At 60.6% G+C, this 17,200-nt stretch carries 18 protein-coding genes; 13 read left to right on the top strand and 5 right to left on the bottom strand.

What is annotated here, in order from left to right; translation table 11 throughout:
• The 4 genes from VJS46_RS06995 to VJS46_RS06980 all read right to left on the bottom strand — a co-directional run.
• The coding region (locus VJS46_RS06995) for a ScpA family protein (protein WP_324058953.1) at window positions 1-594 on the bottom strand (594 nt) is incomplete at its 3' end.
• Window positions 591-1,598 (bottom strand): beta-N-acetylhexosaminidase, encoded by a 1,008-nt coding sequence (gene nagZ, locus VJS46_RS06990; RefSeq protein ID WP_324058951.1) that lies wholly within the window; start codon window positions 1,596-1,598, stop codon window positions 591-593. The genes VJS46_RS06995 and nagZ, both read right to left, overlap by 4 nt.
• A 94-nt stretch (window positions 1,599-1,692) precedes the next feature.
• Window positions 1,693-2,571, bottom strand: a complete 879-nt coding sequence (locus VJS46_RS06985; RefSeq protein ID WP_324058949.1) for a carbon-nitrogen hydrolase family protein — start codon at window positions 2,569-2,571, stop codon at window positions 1,693-1,695.
• A gap of 4 nt (window positions 2,572-2,575) precedes the next feature.
• Window positions 2,576-3,796 (bottom strand): NADP-dependent isocitrate dehydrogenase, encoded by a 1,221-nt coding sequence (locus tag VJS46_RS06980; RefSeq protein WP_324058947.1) that lies wholly within the window; start codon window positions 3,794-3,796, stop codon window positions 2,576-2,578.
• A gap of 222 nt (window positions 3,797-4,018) precedes the next feature.
• On the opposite strand from VJS46_RS06980, the gene VJS46_RS06975 reads away from it, so the two are divergent.
• Both VJS46_RS06975 and VJS46_RS06970 read left to right on the top strand, forming a co-directional pair.
• Window positions 4,019-4,753 carry a phosphatidylserine decarboxylase gene (locus VJS46_RS06975; RefSeq protein ID WP_324058945.1) on the top strand — a complete coding sequence of 245 codons (735 nt, stop codon included), beginning with the start codon at window positions 4,019-4,021 and terminating at the stop codon, window positions 4,751-4,753.
• Window positions 4,750-5,508, top strand: a complete 759-nt coding sequence (locus VJS46_RS06970) for a phosphatidylcholine/phosphatidylserine synthase (protein WP_324058943.1) — start codon at window positions 4,750-4,752, stop codon at window positions 5,506-5,508. The genes VJS46_RS06975 and VJS46_RS06970 overlap by 4 nt, the downstream gene beginning before the upstream one ends.
• Here the strand turns inward: VJS46_RS06970 and VJS46_RS06965 are convergent.
• Window positions 5,489-5,713 carry a hypothetical protein gene (locus tag VJS46_RS06965; protein ID WP_324058941.1) on the bottom strand — a complete coding sequence of 75 codons (225 nt, stop codon included), beginning with the start codon at window positions 5,711-5,713 and terminating at the stop codon, window positions 5,489-5,491. The two genes, VJS46_RS06970 and VJS46_RS06965, sit on opposite strands and share 20 nt — an antisense overlap.
• Before the next feature lie 248 nt (window positions 5,714-5,961).
• On the opposite strand from VJS46_RS06965, the gene rpsB reads away from it, so the two are divergent.
• The 11 genes from rpsB (at window position 5,962) to fabZ (ending at window position 16,968) form a co-directional block, all read left to right on the top strand.
• Window positions 5,962-6,723: a 30S ribosomal protein S2 gene (gene rpsB / locus VJS46_RS06960; RefSeq protein WP_324058938.1), complete on the top strand. Its 762-nt coding sequence runs from the start codon at window positions 5,962-5,964 to the stop codon at window positions 6,721-6,723.
• 94 nt (window positions 6,724-6,817) lie between these two features.
• The gene (gene tsf, locus VJS46_RS06955; protein ID WP_324058936.1) at window positions 6,818-7,747 is read left to right on the top strand and encodes a translation elongation factor Ts; all 930 of its coding nucleotides are present in this window, start codon (window positions 6,818-6,820) and stop codon (window positions 7,745-7,747) included.
• 293 nt (window positions 7,748-8,040) lie between these two features.
• A complete protein-coding gene (pyrH, locus tag VJS46_RS06950; RefSeq protein ID WP_324058934.1) occupies window positions 8,041-8,766 on the top strand; it encodes a UMP kinase in 726 nt (241 codons plus the stop codon).
• Window positions 8,767-8,769: 3 nt separating this feature from the next.
• Window positions 8,770-9,327, top strand: a complete 558-nt coding sequence (frr, locus tag VJS46_RS06945) for a ribosome recycling factor (protein ID WP_324058932.1) — start codon at window positions 8,770-8,772, stop codon at window positions 9,325-9,327.
• 15 nt (window positions 9,328-9,342) lie between these two features.
• Window positions 9,343-10,071: an isoprenyl transferase gene (locus VJS46_RS06940; RefSeq protein WP_324058930.1), complete on the top strand. Its 729-nt coding sequence runs from the start codon at window positions 9,343-9,345 to the stop codon at window positions 10,069-10,071.
• 12 nt (window positions 10,072-10,083) lie between these two features.
• The gene (locus VJS46_RS06935; RefSeq protein WP_324058928.1) at window positions 10,084-10,866 is read left to right on the top strand and encodes a phosphatidate cytidylyltransferase; all 783 of its coding nucleotides are present in this window, start codon (window positions 10,084-10,086) and stop codon (window positions 10,864-10,866) included.
• Window position 10,867: 1 nt separating this feature from the next.
• The gene (locus VJS46_RS06930; RefSeq protein ID WP_324058956.1) at window positions 10,868-12,031 is read left to right on the top strand and encodes a 1-deoxy-D-xylulose-5-phosphate reductoisomerase; all 1,164 of its coding nucleotides are present in this window, start codon (window positions 10,868-10,870) and stop codon (window positions 12,029-12,031) included.
• Entirely contained in the window at window positions 12,028-13,161 is a 1,134-nt protein-coding gene (rseP, locus tag VJS46_RS06925) for an RIP metalloprotease RseP (RefSeq protein WP_324058926.1), read from the top strand. The genes VJS46_RS06930 and rseP overlap by 4 nt, the downstream gene beginning before the upstream one ends.
• A 137-nt stretch (window positions 13,162-13,298) precedes the next feature.
• Window positions 13,299-15,863: an outer membrane protein assembly factor BamA gene (bamA, locus tag VJS46_RS06920; protein WP_324058955.1), complete on the top strand. Its 2,565-nt coding sequence runs from the start codon at window positions 13,299-13,301 to the stop codon at window positions 15,861-15,863.
• Window positions 15,863-16,486, top strand: coding sequence for an OmpH family outer membrane protein (locus tag VJS46_RS06915; RefSeq protein ID WP_324058924.1), 624 nt, complete (start codon window positions 15,863-15,865; stop codon window positions 16,484-16,486). Before bamA ends, VJS46_RS06915 begins: the two co-directional genes overlap by 1 nt.
• Window positions 16,487-16,491: 5 nt before the next feature.
• Window positions 16,492-16,968, top strand: a complete 477-nt coding sequence (fabZ, locus tag VJS46_RS06910; protein ID WP_324058922.1) for a 3-hydroxyacyl-ACP dehydratase FabZ — start codon at window positions 16,492-16,494, stop codon at window positions 16,966-16,968.
• The last annotated feature ends 232 nt before the right edge of the window (window positions 16,969-17,200 follow it).

Genomic DNA, 17,200 nt, shown 5'->3' with positions numbered 1-17,200 from the left:
GCCGACGCGCTCTATCGCTTCGTCCAGGGTCATCACTGCGCGGCGGGCGACCACATGCATGGCCGGTTGCATCCGCGCCTTCATCTGCCCATAGGCTGCGATAAGGTCGTAGATCGACGCATCCCAGGCGCCTTTCCTGACGGTGCGAAGGCCCTCGGGCGCAGGGCGGACGAAAACGTCCCTGCCAATCCGGTCGCAGGCCATCAGGCGGGCGCCAGCTTCGCGCATGGCATTGAGCCGCTGCAGCCGGAGGTGCAGCCGCAGCGCCAATTCCTCCGGCGATGGATCGACGGCCGGATCCTTTGGCAGCAGCAGGCCGGATTTGAGATAGGCAAGCCAGGCGGCCATAACGAGATAGTCGGCCGCAATTTCGAGCTTCAGCTCGCGGGCATTTTCGATGAAGCTCAGATATTGCTCAACCAGAGCGAGGATGGAAAGCTCCCGCAGGTCCACCTTCTGGGTCCGGGCAAGGGCCAGCAGCAGGTCAAGCGGTCCTTCCCAGCCATCCAGCTCCACCGTCAGGACATCGGGTGATCCGGCGGGCAGGGAAGGGCGATCGACCAGATCCGCCCAGTCGGCCGCCACATCATTCATGCCAGCGCCAACAACTCGTCGCGTTTGGCGGCGAGTTCCTCATAGGGCCGGTCATCCGGGGGGGCGGCAATGCTGACCATGGCGCGGTCAAGGCGGGCCCGCGATTCCGGGCGTATCTCATCAAGGGCGTCGGCGATACCGCGCATCTCCTCCGTGCGGCCCCAGCAATTGAGGGCGAGGTCGCATCCTGCTGCTACCACGCTCGCGGCTAGGGCTGGAACGTCACCCTTCAATGCCTTCATGTCGAGATCGTCGGACATCAGCAGGCCGTCGAAGCCGATGCGTCCCCGGATGATCCCACCGATGATGGCAGGCGAAAGGCTGCAGGGCAGGTCTTTGTCCCAGGCGGTATAGACGATATGGGCGGTCATTCCCATGGGTGCGGTGTTGAGCGCGCGAAAAGGCGCCAGATCGGTCTCCAGCGCTCCCTCATCAGCATCCACGACGGGCAGGTCCAGATGACTGTCCACCAGGGCACGGCCATGCCCCGGCATATGTTTCACAATACCGCAGACGCCGCCGCGGCGAAGTCCGTCGAGCACGGCCCTGCCAAGCGCCGCGACCCGAAGCGGTTCGCTCCCGAGCGCCCGGTCCCCTATGATATCATTGGCTCCGGCCTGACGCACATCCAGCAGCGGAAGCGCGTCCACATTGATGCCCGCGTCCCGCAGTGTTGCAGCAATCGCCTGGGCATTGCACCGGGCAGCTTCGATCGCGCTCGCCGGAGCAATGTCATAAAGCCGGTCAAAGGCCGCTTGCGGCGGAAAGGCCGGCCATGCCGGCGGCTGCATGCGGGCCACGCGGCCGCCCTCCTGGTCGATCATGATGGGAAGGTCGTCCCGGCCATGGAGCGCCCTCAACTCGTCAGTGAGCGCCCGTAACTGATCCTGGCTTTCGGCATTCCTTTTGAAGATGATGTAGCCCGCGGGTTCGGCATCCCTGAACAGGGCGCGCTCGTCTTCCGTCAGGGAAAGACCGGCAAGGCCGAAGATGACTGGCTTCATGAGCGGCGGCCAATTGGATGATTCATTCCGGCTTAATAAGCTGAATCAAAAGCCGCCGCCATGGGGGTTCGGTCTGGAAACCCCAAAGAAATCACTATCTCCATGAGGCGTAGAGATCGGGCCGCCGGTCCGCAAGATTGCGGACGCTGCCCTTTTCCCGTGCCCAGTCCAGGTCGGAAAGGCTGAGATCGGCGATTGTCATTCCTTCGACGTTCGGCGTCGCCTCTCCCGCTATGCCGTCACGTGGGAAAGGGAAATCGCAGGGGGTGAAGATGGCGCTGACGCCATATTGCAGATCCATGTTGGCGACCCCCTGCAGATTGCCGCAATTGCCCGACAGCACCACATGGCACTGATTTTCGATGGCGCGAGCCTGGCTGCAATAGCGCACGCGCAAATAGCCGGGCTGGCTGTCGGTGCAGAAGGGCACGAACAGCAGTTTCGCCCCCTGGTCGACAAGGTGGCGCGACAGTTCCGGGAATTCGGAGTCATAGCAGATAAGGACGCCGACGGCCCCGCAGTCTGTTTCGATTGCATCAGCACTGCCGCCGCCCTCGATTCCCCAGAAAGCGGCCTCATTGGGTGTGGCGTGAACCTTCTGCCGAATGTGCAGTGAGCCGTCGCGAAGGGCAATATGGCAGATATTGCGGGGGATGCCGTTCCCGTCGCGGCTGATATGCGTGCCCGCGATGATGTTGATATTTTGATCGCTCGCAAGCCGCCTGAACAGCGCCGCCAGATCAGGCGTCAGCTTGGTGAGGCGGTCGATGTCCACCTCCACGTCAAGGGAGGGCGGCTGGCAACTTAGCAATGCAAGAGTGAAAAATTCGGGAAAGACCACAAAGTCGGCCTCATATTCGGAGGCCAGCTTTGTGAAATATTCGACCCGCGCGGCAAAATCGGCGAAGCTTGCCACGGTTCGTGCTTCGAACTGAACCGTGGCGACACGTGCCTTTTGCCGCGCGGCAATCATCAGATCAGGCCCAGTTCGCCATCTCGGCTTCGAGATTCACCCGGATTTGTTCGAAGAACTGCTCCGTCGTCATCCACGGCTGATCCGGGCCGATCAGGATCGCCAGATCCTTTGTCATGTGGCCATCTTCGACCGTCTTGACGCAGACCTTTTCAAGCGTTTCGGCGAACTTGGTCACCAGCGGCGTTTCGTCGAACTTGCCGCGATATTTGAGGCCACCGGTCCAGGCGAAGATCGAAGCGATCGGATTCGTCGAGGTCTGCTTGCCCTGCTGGTGCATGCGATAGTGACGAGTGACAGTGCCGTGCGCGGCTTCGGCTTCGACGGTCTTGCCATCGGGAGTCATCAGCACGGACGTCATGAGGCCCAGCGAGCCGAAGCCCTGAGCAACGGTGTCGGACTGAACGTCGCCGTCGTAATTTTTGCAGGCCCATACGAACTTGCCGCTCCACTTCAGCGCGGAAGCGACCATGTCGTCGATCAGGCGGTGCTGATATTCAATGCCGAGCGCGTCGAACCGGGCCTTGAACTCCTCGGTGAAGACCTCCTCGAACAGGTCCTTGAAGCGGCCGTCATAGGCCTTCATGATCGTGTTCTTGGTGGACAGATAAAGCGGCCATTTCCGGTCGAGCGCGTAGTTCATCGATGCACGGGCGAAGTCGCGGATCGATTCGTCGAGATTATACATGGCCATCGCAACGCCCGAAGAGGGGAACTGGAACACCTCTTCGTCGATCGTCTTGCCATCCTCACCCTCAAAGACGAGACGCAACTTGCCGGCACCCGGGACCAGGAAATCGGTCGCGCGGTACTGGTCGCCGAAGGCATGGCGGCCAATCACGATGGGGTCGGTCCAGCCGGGCACGAGACGGGGCACATTGCGGATCACGATAGGTTCCCGGAAAACCACGCCGCCCAGGATGTTGCGGATGGTGCCGTTGGGCGACTTCCACATCTTCTTGAGGCTGAACTCCTCGACGCGCGCTTCGTCCGGAGTGATAGTGGCGCATTTTACGCCTACGCCATATTTCTTGATGGCGTTGGCGGCATCCACGGTGATCTTATCGTCGGTGCGATCGCGCTCCTCGACGGCGAGGTCATAATAATGGAGGTCAATGTCAAGATAAGGCTGAATGAGGCGCTCGCGGATCCATTGCCAGATGATGCGCGTCATCTCGTCGCCGTCGATTTCGACTACCGGATTCTTGACCTTGATTTTCGCCATTCGTTTTGTCGCTTTCGTGCCTAGGGTAGGGTTTGCGAAGGCCTCTAGGCAAAGCAGGCGCAATGATCAACTGCGAAGGGGAAAGTTTCCATGTTTGTGAGAGTAATGATTTGCATTATCGTTTGACGCTTGACCTGGTAGCGAGAGGAAAATCCTCATCTCGCCTCCGCTCCGATATGCCAAGGCGTTGTATCTAGGGCGGCTACAGCCTAAAGAGCGGCCATGATATCGGAAAATTCCTACGCCGTTCCCGGCACGACCACCGTCAAATGGCGTTTCCCTTCGGTCCACCCCGAAGGGCGCAAGTTCGGAGCCATTGCGGCAGGCATTGCCGTGCTTGCCTGGTTATTCGTCCCTTGGCTTACCTGGCCGATGATCGTGCTGACGATATGGGTGCTGGCCTTCTTTCGGGACCCCATCCGGGTGACGCCGGTGGACGACAGCCTTGTGGTGGCGCCCGCTGATGGGCTGATCACCTTGATCCAGAATGTGCCGCCGCCCCGCGAGTTGCTCGGTCCGGATGGACTTGGCCAGGATGAGATGACGCGCGTTTCGATCTTCATGAGCGTGTTTGACGTCCACATCAACCGGGCGCCGATCGGAGGGACGATCAAGGCGGTCATTTACATCGCCGGCAAGTTCCTGAACGCCGATCTCGACAAGGCAAGCGAAGATAATGAGCGGCAGCATATTCTGGTCGAGCGGCCGGACGGCGTGCGAATCGGCTTTACCCAGATTGCGGGTCTGGTCGCGCGGCGGATCGTGCCTTTTGTGAAATCCGGCGATGTCGTGGCGCATGGCCAGCGCATCGGCCTGATCCGCTTCGGCAGCCGTGTGGACGTCTATCTGCCAAAGGGGACCGCGCCCCGCGTGACATTGGGCCAGCGAACCATCGCAGGGGAAACGGTGCTGGCAAAGCTGGGCGATGCCAATCCCACCTTGGGAGTGTCGCAGTGACCGCTCCGGAAGGGCCGGCCGTCAGGCGGGGGATCAGCCTGCGTCAGGTTGCACCAAATGCGGTGACGGCGATGGCTCTTTGTTTCGGTCTTACCGGCATCATGTTCGGGATCAGGGGCGAGTGGGAAAAGGCAGTTGCGGCAATCATCTTTGCCGGCGTGCTGGACGGGCTGGATGGCCGCATTGCTCGCTTGCTGAAGGGCGAAAGCCGCTTTGGGGCCGAGTTGGACTCGCTTTCGGACGTGATAGCCTTCGGCGTGGCGCCAGCACTGGTCATCTATCTCTGGTCGCTTCAATATATGCCGAAATTCGGCTGGATCATTGCGCTGGCCCACGCCGTATGCTGCGCGCTGCGGCTGGCGCGCTTCAACGCCAATATCGACGCTGATGATCAGCCGCATAAATCCGCGGGCTTCCTGACCGGAGTGCCTGCGCCTGCTGGAGCGGGCCTTGCTTTCGTGCCCTTCTACCTATGGCTGGCGACCGGCCTTGACATTTTCAGGGCCTCCTATGTCGTCGCTCCCTGGGTGGCAGTGATCGCCTTTCTGATGATTTCCAATGTTGCGACCTATAGCTGGAGCTCATTGCGGTTGCGGAAGAACATCAGGCTGGAGGCGATCGCCTTTGCCGGACTGTTGAGTGCCGCACTTATTACGGCGCCATGGCCTACCCTGCTTGGGGTCGCGCTCATCTATCTCGTGCTGATCCCCTTTGGCATTGCCAGTTACGCCAAGGTCAGGCGGCAGCGCGGGTAGGGCGGAGCTGCCGTATCACGCGCGTAGAACCTGACCGCGCAGGACGCCGGGGCGGCGTCCGCCAGGGTGCGGGCTGACGGCTGAGCGGCTGCATCCTGAGTGCGGCAATCATCTTGTCCTTATATGCCGCGACCGTGACTGCCATGATCAGAATTGCGGTGGCGCCTGCGCCTGCGAAAAGCAACGAAGCAAATAGCTGAAACATACAAGTTTCCTTTCTTGCCCTTAATGGAGCCGCGCCAGTGTTCCTGCCTCCGCTGGAGCGGCGAGTTGTGTTGCGCTGAATCCTATATGTTCACTATTTGTTCCAAATTCCCTCCTCTGTCAACCCTTGCCTTTCCTCTTCGGGAGGGTTAAGGGGCCCGCCTATTCCACATGGGAATCGCACATACCGGTGCCGGGCGTGAGCGCGGTCACAGGTTCCCAGAGGTCAAACCGGAAGGAGATAAGATTATGGCGGCACCTGTCGTCACCATGCAGCAATTGATCGAGGCCGGCGCGCATTTCGGCCACCAGACGCACCGCTGGAACCCCCGCATGAAGCCGTACATCTTCGGCGAGCGGAACGGCATCCACATTCTCGACCTGTCGCAGACGGTTCCCCTCTTCGCCCGTGCGCTCGACTTCGTGTCGCAGTCGGTGGCGCATGGCGGCAAGGTCCTGTTCGTCGGCACCAAGCGGCAGGCGCAGGAGCCGATTGCTGAGGCCGCGCGCAAGTCGGGCCAGCACTTCGTGAATCATCGCTGGCTGGGCGGCATGCTCACCAACTGGAAGACGATCTCCCAGTCGATCAAGCGCTTCAAGGCGCTGGAAGAGCAGCTTTCGGGCGACACCCATGGTCTGACCAAGAAGGAAGTGCTGCAGCTCACCCGTGAGCGCGACAAGCTGGAGCTGTCGCTGGGCGGCATCCGCGACATGGGCGGCATCCCCGATGTGATGTTCGTCATCGACGCCAACAAGGAAGAACTGGCGATCAAGGAAGCCAACACGCTGGGCATCCCTGTCGTCGCGATCCTTGACTCCAATGTCGATCCGAGCGGCATCGCCTTCCCGGTTCCGGCCAATGACGACGCGAGCCGCGCCATCCGCCTCTATTGCGATGCCATTGCTGCCGCTGCCACCAAGGGCGGGCAGGGCGCTGCCCAGGCTGCGGGCGTTGATCTTGGCGCTCTGGCAGAGCCGCTGGCTGAAGAAGCGCTTGCTGCTGAAGCCTGAGCGCTTCGCGAAACTGCAATGCTTGACGGGTAGGGCGCTCTGCAATGGGCGTCCTCCCTGCATTTGAAACGATCTGAAGACGAAGGAACAGACAATGGCCGAGATTACCGCCGCCACTGTGAAGGAACTGCGTGAGCGCTCCGGCGCCGGCATGATGGACTGCAAGAAGGCGCTTGCTGAAACCAATGGCGATATCGAGGCTGCGGTCGACTGGCTGCGTACCAAGGGTCTCGCCGCCGCGCAGAAAAAGTCGAGCCGTACCGCTGCCGAAGGTCTGGTGGGCGTGGCCGTCGCTGGCGTGAAGGGCGCCGCCGTGGAGGTCAACAGCGAAACCGACTTCGTTGCAAAGAACGATCAGTTCCAGGATTTCGTCCGGGGCGTTACCGCCATTGCGCTTGATACCGGCGCTGCCGACGCTGCGACGTTGCTCGCTCAGGCGCACCCCAGCGGCGGTACTGTGCAGGACGTGCTTACCAACAGCATCGCGACCATCGGCGAGAATCAGTCGGTCCGCCGCGTGGCGCAGCTCTCGGTCGGCAAGGGACTGGTGGTGGACTATGTCCACAATGCCGCGGCTCCAGGCCTAGGCAAGATCGGCGTTCTGGTCGCGCTCGAATCCGAAGCGCCCGCTGACGTCCTCCAGCCGCTCGGCAAGCAGATCGCGATGCACATCGCGGCAGCTTTCCCGCTTGCGCTGAAGGCAGACGACATCGACCCCGCTCTCATCGAGCGTGAACGGGCGATCGCGACGGAAAAGGCTGCTGAATCGGGCAAGCCCGCCGAGATCATCGCCAAGATGGTAGACGGTGCCGTCGCCAAATATGCGAAGGAAAATGCGCTCCTGAGCCAGCTCTTCGTGATCGACAACAAGACGCCAGTAGCGGACGTCGTGGCAAAGGCTGCCAAGGATGCTGGCGCGGCCATCGCGCTCACCGGCTATGTCCGCTTCCAACTCGGCGAGGGCATTGAGAAGGAAGCTACGGACTTTGCCGCGGAAGTTGCGGCGGCAGTCGGAGCGGCCTAATTCACTTCCTCCCCTTGCCGGGGATCATTGCATTATTCGCTTGTCCTCCCAATTCTCGTCATTCCCGCGAAAGCGGGCCCAACTATCCTCTTGGGTTTGACGTCAGAGTTTGCCGTGAAATGGGTTCCCGCTTTCGCGGGGATGACGGAAAATGGGAGTGCTGCAACAATCCTCGGCCTGGGTAGGAAAGATTTTCCGGACATCGCATTTCGACCGACAACAACGCTTGGCACTATGGCGCGTACTGACTAAGGTGCGCGCCATTCCCTTATCGGCAACGGACCATTTCCCGCATGACTCGCCCGCGCTTCAATCGCATCCTCCTGAAACTTTCAGGCGAAGTCCTGATGGGCTCGGGCCAATTCGGCATTGACCCCGAGACAGTGGAACGAGTGGCCGGGGAAATCGGCGCTGCCAAGGAAGCGGGGCATGAGCTTTGCCTAGTGGTCGGCGGCGGCAATATCTTTCGGGGCCTTGCAGCGGCGGCCAAAGGCTTCGACCGAACCAGCGCCGACTATATGGGCATGCTGGCCACGGTGATGAACGCGCTTGCCGTGCAGAACGCGCTCGAACGCATGGGCTATGAAACGCGCGTTCAATCCGCCATCCCCATGTCGTCGGTCTGCGAGCCCTATATCCGCCGCAGGGCAGTGCGGCACATGGAGAAGGGGCGCATTGTCATCTTCGCGGCGGGTACGGGCAATCCCTTCTTCACGACCGACACCGCCGCGGCCCTTCGCGCCGCCGAAATGGGCTGCGATGCGCTGTTCAAAGGGACCAGCGTCGATGGCGTCTATGATGCCGATCCAAAGAAGGTTCCTACGGCTTCTCGCTATGAAAGCCTCAGCTTCAATCGCGTGCTTACGGACAACCTTCAGGTAATGGATGCCAGCGCCGTTGCCCTGTGCCGCGAAAATGATATTCCCATCGTCGTGTTCAACATCCGCGAACCGGGCAATCTCGCCAAGGTTCTAAGCGGTGATGGCACGGCGACGATCGTGCGAAATGAGGAGAGCTGAACAATGGCCCAATATGACAAGGCCGATCTGGAACGCCGCATGCATGGCGCCGTGGAATCATTGAAGCATGATCTTGCGGGCCTGCGCACCGGCCGCGCCAATACGGCGCTGCTGGAGCCGGTTCATGTCGAAGTCTATGGCGCGATGATGCCGCTCAATCAGATTGCGACCATCTCCGCTCCTGAACCGCGCATGCTTTCGGTCCAGGTGTGGGACAAGAGCAATGTCGGACCGGTAGACAAGGCGATCCGCTCGGCGGGACTTGGTCTTAATCCCATCGTCGATGGACAGAACCTCCGTCTGCCGATACCGGATCTTACCGAGGAACGGCGCAAGGAGCTGGCGAAGCTCGCTGGCCAATATGCCGAAAAAGCGCGCGTTGCAGCCCGCAATGTCCGCCGCGATGGCATGGATTGCCTGAAGACGGATGAGAAGAAGGGCGAAATCAGCGAGGATGAGCGCAAGCGGCTGGAAAATGAAGTCCAGAAGCTGACCGACAGCACTATTGCCGATATCGACGCTGCGGCCCATGCCAAGGAAAAAGAAATCCTTGGCCATTAAGTCCGCTTCTTTCCAGTGACCGATCATCGCTCTTTCAGCGCGCCGACCTATGGTGCGCGTCATGTGGCCATCATCATGGATGGCAACGGCCGCTGGGCGAAGAAGCGCATGCTGCCCCGTTTTGCGGGCCACAAGGCGGGAGTGGAAGCGGTTCGCCGCACGGCCCGCGCCGCTCAGGAAATGGGGCTTGAGGCGCTGACGCTTTATGCCTTTTCCTCCGAAAACTGGAAGCGTCCCGAAAGCGAGGTGAGCGACCTCATGGGATTGCTCCGCCGCTTCATTCTAGCGGATTTGGCAGAGTTCGAGGCGAATAGGGTCCGGCTCAAGGTGATCGGCAATTACCGGGCGCTCGATCCGTCGCTGGTGGCGATGATCGACGATGCCATAGCGCGCACGGCGGATTTTGGACCCACAACCGTGGCGGTCGCGCTGAACTATGGCTCCCAGGATGAACTGGCGCGCGCAGCCCAGACCATTGCGCGCAAGGCGGCAGCGGGCGAAATCACGCCTGATGCCATCGGCCCGGATGCTGTTGCAGCCGAACTTGATACGGTGGGCCTCCCGCCCCTGGATTTGCTGATCAGAACATCGGGCGAGCAGCGGCTTTCAAACTTCATGCTCTGGCAAGCGGCCTATTCCGAACTTTATTTTACCGATACGCTGTGGCCGGATTTCAATGGCGATACGCTTGCCCGGGCGCTCGAGGAGTTCGGACGGCGCGAACGGCGTTACGGTGGCCTATGACCGGAAGTGAGCATGGCTGAGCCGGGACCAAGGCCTGGCAAGGAGCTGCAGACGCGGACGATGATCGGCGTCGCCTTGATTGCGATAGCGCTGGCGGCGCTCATCGCCGGAGGTCCGCTGTTCTGGCTGCTGGCTGCGGTGGCGGGAGTGCTGATGCAGGCGGAGTGGGCTGACCTTGCCAAGGCATCCGCCAACGACCGCCGCTTGTCGCTATTCGCGGTGTCGGTGCCGCTCGCCATATTGTCGCCCTTTGCGGCTGGGCCCTCCTACCTCTCCCTGGCGCTGATGGCCGCGGCTTTCCTGTTCGTGGCGCTGGTTTGCCGCTCGGCACGCCTCGGCGCAGGGATATATTATGTCGGCCTGCCCGTCCTGGCGCTGCTTTATCTACGCGGGCATGAGCATGGCCTGCTGCTGGCCTTCTGGACCCTGGGGCTTGTCTGGGCGACCGACATCGGCGCCTTTTTCGCTGGCCGGAGTCTCGGGGGGCCGAAACTTGCCCCAACGATCAGCCCAAGCAAGACATGGTCCGGCCTGGGCGGTGGCGTGGTAGCAGCGCTGCTTTTCGGTTTTGTCCTTCACGGCGCGCTGGGTTTGCCGATCCGTCTGGCGGCGGCAAGCGGGCTGCTCGCGGTGGCGGCGCAACTGGGCGACTTGTTTGAAAGTTGGCTGAAGCGCCGGGCGGGCGTCAAAGACAGCGGCAATCTTTTGCCGGGCCATGGGGGCGTGCTCGACCGGCTGGACGGCGTCGTGACCGCCGCACCCATTGCGGCGTTGCTGGTGGCAAGTGGCTGGTGACATGAAGAAGCGGCGCATCTCCATTTTCGGCGCGACCGGGTCGGTGGGACAATCCACACTGGACCTTATTGGCCGTAATCCCGAGAGCTACGAGATTGTAGCGCTCACCGCCAATCGAGACGCTGAAGCTCTGGCCAGCGCAGCGCGAGCACATGGGGCACGGCTTGCCGTCATTGCTGATGAAAGCCGCTATACGGCGCTGAAGGACGCGCTCAGCGGCTCCGGCATCGAGGCGGCAGCGGGCGAACAGGCCCTGGTTGAAGCGGCACGGCTGGAGGCGGACTGGACCATGGCAGCCATTGTCGGTTGCGCTGGCCTTCGCCCCACCCTGGCCGCCCTTCAGCAAGGGCGGACCGTCGCCTTGGCGAACAAGGAGTCGCTGGTATCGGCGGGCGTATTGATGATGGACGCCGCCAAAGCGTCAGGCGCGATATTGCTGCCGGTCGACAGTGAGCATAATGCCATTTTCCAGTGCCTTTCCGGAGGCCGGATCGAGGAGGTGCGCCGCATCACGCTCACTGCCAGCGGAGGGCCGTTCCGAACCTTCACGCGGGAGGAGATGAGGTCTGTCACCCCTGCGCAGGCGGTACGTCATCCCAATTGGTCGATGGGAGCGAAGATCAGCATCGATAGCGCCACCATGATGAACAAGGGTCTGGAACTGATTGAGGCTCATCATCTCTTTCCTGTCGGCCTCGACCGCCTCAGCATATTGGTCCATCCCCAATCGGTCATTCATTCGCTCGTCGAGTTCCGCGATCATTCCACGCTTGCGCAACTCGGAAGCCCCGATATGCGTATTCCCATTGCCCATGCGCTGGCCTGGCCGGAGCGGATCGGCACGCCTTGCGCGCCGCTTGATCTTGTGTCGATAGGGCGGCTGGACTTTGAAGCGCCGGACGAGGAGCGCTTCCCGGCGATCCGGCTTGCCAGGGATGCGGCGGAGGCGGATGGCGCCTGCCCGGCGATCCTGAATGCGGCCAATGAGGTGGCGGTGGAAGCCTTCCTTCAGGAAAAAATCGGCTTCCTTGAAATCGCCACGATTGTCGCGGAAACCCTAGGGCGTTACAGTCCGGCCCGACCAAAGGGGGTAGAGGATATTTTCATGATCGATCATGAAGCACGCCGGATGGCGGCCATGATTTTGGAGAAAGTGCTCAATTGACCGAAAGTCCCGGCATTCTGCTGACTATTGTCGCGTTCGTCGCGGTAATCGGGCCGCTCGTCTTCGTGCATGAGATGGGCCATTATCTGGTCGGCCGTCTCTTTGGTGTGAAGGCTGAAACGTTTTCGATCGGCGTCGGCAAGGAACTTGCGCATTGGGTGGACAAGCAGGGCACGCGCTGGCGTCTCGCCGCGCTTCCCATTGGCGGCTATGTCAAGTTCAAGGGCGATGCGGATGGGTCGAGCCAGCCCGATGCGCGCTGGATCGAACTGCCGCCCGACGAACGGGCTCAATGCTTCCCGGCCAAGCCGCTCTGGCAGCGCGCCCTGATCGTTGCGGCTGGTCCGGCGATCAATTTCCTGTTCGCCATCATCATCCTTGCCGGCTTTGCCATGGTCTATGGGCAGAATGTCACGCCGCCCGTCGCCAGCACGGTGATGGAGGGGTCGGCGGCGCAAAAGGCCGGAATACAGGCGGGCGACAGGATAATTGCAATCGACGGCAAGCGCGTCGAGCGGTTCGATCAGGTGGCGCAGGCGGTTTTCTATCGTCCCGGCGAAGTCGTGCATCTCGCCGTTGAGCGGAAGGGAGACGTCGAGCTGATGCCCGTGCGCATCGGCGTCCGCAAGGAAGTCGACCGTTTCGGGAATGAATATCGTATCGGCCTGATCGGTATACAAAGCCCGGAATCGGAACTGCGCGAGGTGTCGGCGCTTGAGGCGCCTGCTATCGCGGTCGAACGCACGGGCTCCATTGTGCGGATGATGGTGAGCACCATCGGCCAGATCATCAGTGGCCGGCGTTCCATGGAGGAACTTGGCGGACCGCTTAAAATTGCGCAGATTTCCGGGGAGCAGGCGGGCCGGGGTTTTGAAGACTTCATCTTCTTCATGGCCCTCATTTCGATTAACCTCGCATTCATTAACCTGTTGCCAATCCCCATGCTCGATGGCGGTCATCTGCTTTTCTACGGGATTGAGGCAATTCAACGCAAACCCGTCAGTCCGGTCGTGCAGGAATGGGCATTTCGCTCGGGACTTGCATTGCTGCTGACGGTCATGCTCTTCGTTACGTTCAACGATTTATCGTCTTTCGGCGTCTGGAAAGGCTTGTCCGGCTTGATTGGCTGAGATGCATGGGGCAGGGAGGCTCCGGGCATTTCGGTTAAGGACCGGCCTTTTTTGTATTTGAAGGTGGAAAACGCGTGACAGCGACAAAAAACAGCAACTTCAATCAGCGTCTGACACTTGCCCTTTTGACCGGAACCATGCTGGCCGGGATTTCGGGACCGGTACTTGCCCAGCAAGCACCGCCGCCTGCTTCGTCACCGGCCGCTCAGCCGCCTGCCGCTGCTCCCGCACCGGTGCAGGCCGGTACCATAAAGTCCATTTCGGTAACGGGAGCCCAGCGGCTGGAGCCCGATACAGTCTTGTCCTACACCAAGCTGCGCGTCGGGCAGCCCTATACCAGGGAAGCATTGGACGCGGCGCTCAAGGACCTGTTCGCAACAGAGCTGTTCGCTGACGTTCAGATCCGTGACGATGCGGGCAATCTCGTCATCGAGATCAAGGAAAATCCGGTCATTAACCGTATTGTTCTGGAGGGCAACAAGCGCCTGAAGGAAGACAAGATCATGCCGGAGATCAAGCTTGCTCCGCGTCAGATCTTCACCCGGTCCAAGGTGCGGGCCGACGTTGCCCGGATCATCGAGCTTTACCGCCGCCAGGGGCGTTTTGCGGCCACTGTCGAGCCGAAGATGGTTCAGCTCGACCAGAATCGTGTCGATATCATTTTCGAGATTACCGAAGGCCCCAAGTCGAAGGTCCGGCAGATCAACATCATCGGCAATGAGAAATTCTCCGATGGCGAGCTGCGCAGCGAAATGGCGACGAAGCAGGCACGCTTCTTCCGCATCTTCAGTTCCGGCACCAGCTATGACCCGGATCGCCTGGCCTATGACCAGCAGAAGTTGCGGCAATTCTATCTGACTGAAGGCTATGCCGATTTTCGCGTGATTTCAGCGGTCGCCGAGCTCACCCCCAACAAGCGCGACTTCATCATCACCTATGTGGTTGAGGAAGGTGATCGCTACAAATTCGGCGATGTGAAGGTCGAAAGCGAGATCCGCGACCTGCAGCCCGCGACGCTTGAGAAGCTGGTGCCCATGAAAAAGGGCGACTGGTACAACGCCAAGCAGGTGGAGGACACGGTCAACTCCATGACCGAGACGGCTGGCCTCTTCGGCTATGCCTTTGCCGAGGTGAACCCGGAGTTCAACCGCAGCAAGGACGATCTCACCATGTCGCTCACCTTCCGGGTGAACGACGCGCCGCGCGTCTATGTCGAACGGATCGACATCAACGGCAACACGCTGACGCAGGACAAGGTCATCCGCCGCGAATTCCGCCTGCATGAAGGCGACGCCTTCAACAGCTTCCAGGTGAAGCGCTCGGCCGACCGCATCAAGTCATTGGGCTATTTCCAGGAAAAGCTGGAGATCGAGCAGAAGCCGGGCTCGGCGCCCGACCGCATCGTACTCGAAACCAATGTCGAGGAAAAATCGACTGGCGAACTGCAGCTCTCGGCGGGTTTCTCCAGCCTTGAGAAATTCATCGTCTCTGCGTCCATCCGGCAGCGCAATTTCCGGGGCAAGGGCCAGGAACTGCGCGCGAGCGTCAATTACTCCAACTATTCCAAGTCGGTCGAGCTTGGCTTTACCGAGCCCTATCTGTTCGACCGCAATATTGCGCTCGGCGGCGACATTTTCCGGCGCGATCTCAACAGCTTCAACTATCTCAACAATAACGACCGCAACACCACCTACGAGCAGACGACCACTGGTTTCCAGATTCGCGCGGGCGTGCCGCTCACGGAATATATGTCACTGGCGTTGCGTTATGGTTTGAGCTTTGATGACGTGACCCTGGATAGGGATCAGTTCTATTCGGACATCGATGGCGACGGCGACCTCGAATGCGACCCGCTTCTGTCAGGGCGCTATCTTTGCGACGCGATTGGTAAACGGACCACGTCGTCGATCGGATATTCGCTTATCTTCGATACGCGCGACAATCGTGTCCGTCCGACCAAGGGTCATAGCCTCACCTTCTCCCAGGATTTCGCGGGGTTGGGCGGCAGCGTTAAATATATTCGCAGCCGCTTTGATGCCGATAAGTTCTGGAGCGTCGGGGGCGGCTTTGTCTTCTCGCTGAGCGCGGAGGGCGGTTATATTCACTCCTTGGAAGGCAAGAGGTTCGACGAGACGGGCTTCGAAATCGACAAGGTCCGCCTCACCGACCGCTTTTTCCTCGGTGAACCGCAGATCCGGGGCTTTGATATTCGCGGCGTGGGACCAAGGGTGGTCCGGCGCTTTCTCAATGCTGACGGCACAGTTTCCGGTCAAAAGACCGACGATGCGCTGGGTGGCCGCGCTTATTATCTTGCGCGCGCAGAACTGGAAATTCCCTTGGGTTCCGGCGCGAAGGAAATGGGATTGCGGCCATCCATATTTGTCGATGCTGGTGCGGTATTTGGCTTGAAGAATCCGTTCATCGATCCAAACCCATCGCCTGGCATATGCCGGAACAGCGCTACCGGCGCTCGCGTCACCCCGACGGGTTTTGCGACCTGCCCGGCCGATGCGGTTCTGGTCCAGAATCCGTTCACCGAGGAATATCTCGGCGACACAATGAAACCTCGTGTTTCGGTGGGCTTCGGCGTCAACTGGAACTCGCCTTTCGGTCCATTCAGGATCGATATAGCCAAGGCTCTGCTAAAAGAGCCGGGGGACGACACCAAATTGTTCACATTCAATGTAGGGACACAATTCTGATGAAGATGATGCTTAAGGCTGCGGCGCTTGCTTTTGCGCCGATCGCCGGTTTTGCGGTGATGGCCGCACCCGCCGCCGCGCAGACCAAGCTCGGTGTTGGCGTTGCCGATCTGGAACAGGCAATGGTCAAGTCCACCGCCTTCTCCAACGCCATGACCGCGATGCAGACCACTTACAAGTCGCAGATCGACGCGTTCAATGCGCGCAAGACGACGCTCGACAATGAATTGCAGACCAAAGCCACCGCAATTCAGACCGCCCAGAAGGCTCCGGGCGCGAACGAGACGGCTTTGCGCCCCCAGATCGAAGCGTTCCAGAAGCGCCGCGGTGAGATACAGGAAGAACTGACGAAGCTTGGCCGTCCGATCGCACTTGCTCAGGCCTATGTCGAGGAACAGATTTCCGCGAAGATCAGCGATGCGCTGAAGTCCGCGATGACCAAGCGCAAGGTGGATCTGGTGCTTCAGCCGGGCGCGACCGTCTCCTATCAGCCCGCGGTGGACATCACTGAGGCCGTGACCGCCGAGTTGAACACTCTGGTTCCAAGCGCCCAGATCGTGCCGCCCGCAGGCTGGCAGCCCGGCCAGCAGAAGCAGCAGCCTGCAGCCGCACCCAGCAGGTAAACGCCATGTCTGAGGGGGCAGAAACAGGGGGCATAAAGGGCCCGCTCGACGTGCGCGCCGTGATGGCGGCGTTGCCGCATCGCTATCCGATGCTGCTTATCGACCGTGTGGAGACGATGGAACTCAACAAATCCATCCATGCGGTCAAGGCAGTGTCGATTAATGAGCCGTTCTTCCAGGGCCATTTCCCTGGAAGGCCGATCATGCCGGGCGTGCTCCTGGTCGAAGCCATTGCTCAGGCCGCGGGCATTTTGGCCGTCGAATCGCTGGGCCTTTCGGGATCGGGCAAGCTCGTCTATTTCATGGGCATCGACGGAGCCAAGTTCCGCGCGCCGGTGGAGCCCGGCTGCCTGATCGACTTCCATGTGTCGTTTACGCAAGTGCGTGGAAGCATCTGCAAATTCGAGGGCAAGGCGATGGTTGGCGGCAAATTGATGGCCGAAGCGCAATGCACCGCCATGATTGCGGACCCACCCGCCTGAAGGTGATTTTGGGTTGTTATTGACCTTGCTCCCCTCCCGCTTGCGGGAGGGATCGGGGGAGGGGCTGTAATCACGGCGGAGGGCTAACCCCTCCCGCAAGCGGGAGGGAAATGACAGCCCTCCTCACTCCCAACCCGCCGCTTGCCTTTCGCGCCAAATAGCGGTAGGGGCCGCTCTTCGCCGAATTTACCGCATCCTCAGGCTGGTCGGAAACCAGCCGCTCATGGAGCAG

The sequence above is a fragment of the Rhizorhapis sp. genome, assembly GCF_035276005.1.
Classification (GTDB): Bacteria; Pseudomonadota; Alphaproteobacteria; order Sphingomonadales; family Sphingomonadaceae; genus Rhizorhapis.
This window is presented reverse-complemented; position numbering and strand designations above follow the sequence as displayed.